This window comes from Modestobacter sp. SYSU DS0875 (assembly GCF_054050915.1).
The window spans coordinates 1-3,212 of the sequence record NZ_JBJHAH010000058.1; the positions used below are offsets into that span (position 1 = coordinate 1).

1 rRNA gene is annotated in these 3,212 nt (G+C 57.8%); it reads left to right on the forward strand.

The annotated features are described in order from the left end of the window. The first annotated feature begins 30 nt into the window (after positions 1-30). Positions 31-3,148, forward strand: a 23S ribosomal RNA gene (locus ACI79Y_RS19555). Positions 3,149-3,212: the final 64 nt, after the last annotated feature.

Below are 3,212 nucleotides of genomic sequence, written 5' to 3' on the forward strand. Positions count from 1 at the left end.
GGTGGTGGGTGGGTGTGGGTGTTGTTGTGTGGTCAAGTTGTTAAGGGCACACGGTGGATGCCTGGGCACCAGGAGCCGATGAAGGACGTAGGAGGCTGCGATAAGCCTCGGGGAGCTGCCAACCGAGCGTTGATCCGAGGATTTCCGAATGGGGGAACCCCGCACCAGTCATGTGGTGTGACCCGCGCCTGAACACATAGGGCGCGTGGAGGGAACGTGGGGAAGTGAAACATCTCAGTACCCACAGGAAGAGAAAACAACCGTGATTCCGTGAGTAGTGGCGAGCGAAAGCGGATGAGGCTAAACCGATTGCATGCCAAGCCGGCAGGCGTTGTGCGGTCGGGGTCGTGGGACGATTCAGCATCTTCTGCCGAGGGTGCAGGGAGTGAGAAAGCACTGTGTTAGTGGAAGGCCTCTGGAAGGGGTCGCCGTAGAGGGTGAGAGCCCCGTACACGAAAACTCAGTGCCTCCCGAGTTGTATCCCAAGTAGCACCGAGCCCGTGAAATTCGGTGTGAATCTGGCGGGACCACCCGCTAAGCCTAAATACTCCCTGGTGACCGATAGCGGACAAGTACCGTGAGGGAAAGGTGAAAAGTACCCCGGGAGGGGAGTGAAATAGTACCTGAAACCGTGTGCCTACAAGCCGTGAGAGCTCTGCCCTTGTGGTGGGGTGATTGCGTGCCTTTTGAAGAATGAGCCTGCGAGTTAGCGGTACGTGGCGAGGTTAACCCGTGTGGGGTAGCCGTAGCGAAAGCGAGTCCGAACAGGGCGTATCTAGTCGCGTGCTCTAGACCCGAAGCCGAGTGATCTACCCATGGCCAGGTTGAAGCGCGGGTAAGACCGCGTGGAGGACCGAACCCACTTCGGTTGAAAACGGAGGGGATGAGCTGTGGGTAGGGGTGAAAGGCCAATCAAACTCGGTGATAGCTGGTTCTCCCCGAAATGCATTTAGGTGCAGCGTCACGTGTTTCTTGCCGGAGGTAGAGCACTGGATGGCCTAGGGGGCCCACAAGCTTACTGAAGTCAACCAAACTCCGAATGCCGGTAAGTGAGAGCGTGGCAGTGAGACTGCGGGCGATAAGGTTCGTAGTCGAGAGGGAAACAGCCCAGATCATCGGCTAAGGCCCCTAAGCGTGTGCTAAGTGGAAAAGGATGTGGGATCGCAGTGACAACCAGGAGGTTGGCTTAGAAGCAGCCACCCTTGAAAGAGTGCGTAATAGCTCACTGGTCAAGTGGTTCCGCGCCGACAATGTAGCGGGGCTCAAGCACACCGCCGAAGCTGTGGCATTCACATGTATCCTGTCCAGGATTTCGGTTCTGGGCCAGGTGTGTGGATGGGTAGGGGAGCGTCGTGTGGCGGTGGAAGCGGCGGAGTGATCCAGCCGTGGACGCCACACGAGTGAGAATGCAGGCATGAGTAGCGAAAGGGGAGTGAGAAACTCCCCCGCCGGATGACCAAGGGTTCCTGGGCCAGGCTAATCCGCCCAGGGTGAGTCGGGACCTAAGGCGAGGCCGACAGGCGTAGTCGATGGACAACGGGTTGATATTCCCGTACCCGCGAAAGAACGCCCATGCTGAACCCAGCGATGCTAACCACCCAAAGCGTGTGACTGACCTTCGGGTCTGATCGCGTGGCGCGTGGGATCCGGACTGGTAGTAGGCAAGCGATGGGGTGACGCAGGAAGGTAGTCCTACCGGTGAGTGGTAGTACCGGTGCAAGGGTGTGGCCCGTGGTGTAGGTAAATCCGCATCACATGAGGGTGAGGCCCGACGCATAGCCGAATGAGGCGAATTGGATGATCCTATGCTGCCGAGAAAAGCCTCTAGCGAGTTCTTAGCGGCCCGTACCCCAAACCAACTCAGGTGGTCAGGTAGAGAATACCGAGGCGATCGAGCGAACTGTGGTTAAGGAACTCGGCAAAATGCCCCCGTAACTTCGGGAGAAGGGGGGCCATCTGCTGTGAACCGCCTTGCGCGGGGCAGCGGTGGGTGGCCGCAGAGACCAGTGAGAAGCGACTGTTTACTAAAAACACAGGTCCGTGCGAAGTCGAAAGACGATGTATACGGACTGACGCCTGCCCGGTGCTGGAACGTTAAGGGGACGGGTTAGCTCTTCGGGGCGAAGCTCAGAACTCAAGCGCCAGTAAACGGCGGTGGTAACTATAACCATCCTAAGGTAGCGAAATTCCTTGTCGGGTAAGTTCCGACCTGCACGAATGGCGTAACGACTTCTCAGCTGTCTCAACCACAGGCTCGGCGAAATTGCACTACGAGTAAAGATGCTCGTTACGCGCGGCAGGACGGAAAGACCCCGGGACCTTCACTATAGCTTGATATTGGTGTTCGGTTCGGCTTGTGTAGGATAGGTGGGAGACTGTGAAGCGGGCACGCCAGTGTTCGTGGAGTCATCGTTGAAATACCACTCTGGTCGAATTGGATGTCTAACCTCGGTCCGTGATCCGGATCAGGGACAGTGTCAGGTGGGTAGTTTAACTGGGGCGGTTGCCTCCCAAAATGTAACGGAGGCGCCCAAAGGTTCCCTCAGCCTGGTTGGCAATCAGGTGTTGAGTGCAAGTGCACAAGGGAGCTTGACTGCGAGACTGACGGGTCGAGCAGGAGCGAAAGCTGGGACTAGTGACCCGGCACCGGCATGTGGAAGCGGTGTCGCTCAACGGATAAAAGGTACCCCGGGGATAACAGGCTGATCTTCCCCAAGAGTCCATATCGACGGGATGGTTTGGCACCTCGATGTCGGCTCGTCGCATCCTGGGGCTGGAGTAGGTCCCAAGGGTTGGGCTGTTCGCCCATTAAAGCGGTACGCGAGCTGGGTTTAGAACGTCGTGAGACAGTTCGGTCCCTATCCGCCGTGCGCGTAAGAGACTTGAGAAGAGCTGTCCCTAGTACGAGAGGACCGGGACGGACGAACCTCTGGTGTGCCAGTTGTTCCGCCAGGAGCACTGCTGGTTGGCTACGTTCGGCAGGGATAACCGCTGAAAGCATCTAAGCGGGAAGCTCGCTTCAAGATGAGGTCTCTCACCGGGTTAACCGGGTAAGGCCCCCGCCCAGACCAGCGGGTTGATAGGCCGGAGGTGGAAGCGGCGTGAGTCGTGGAGCTGACCGGTACTAATAGGCCGAGGGCTTGATCACACACACCATCCAGCCTTTTCTTGCAATGTTGTGTCGCGTCCACTGTGCAGCTCTGAAACGACGA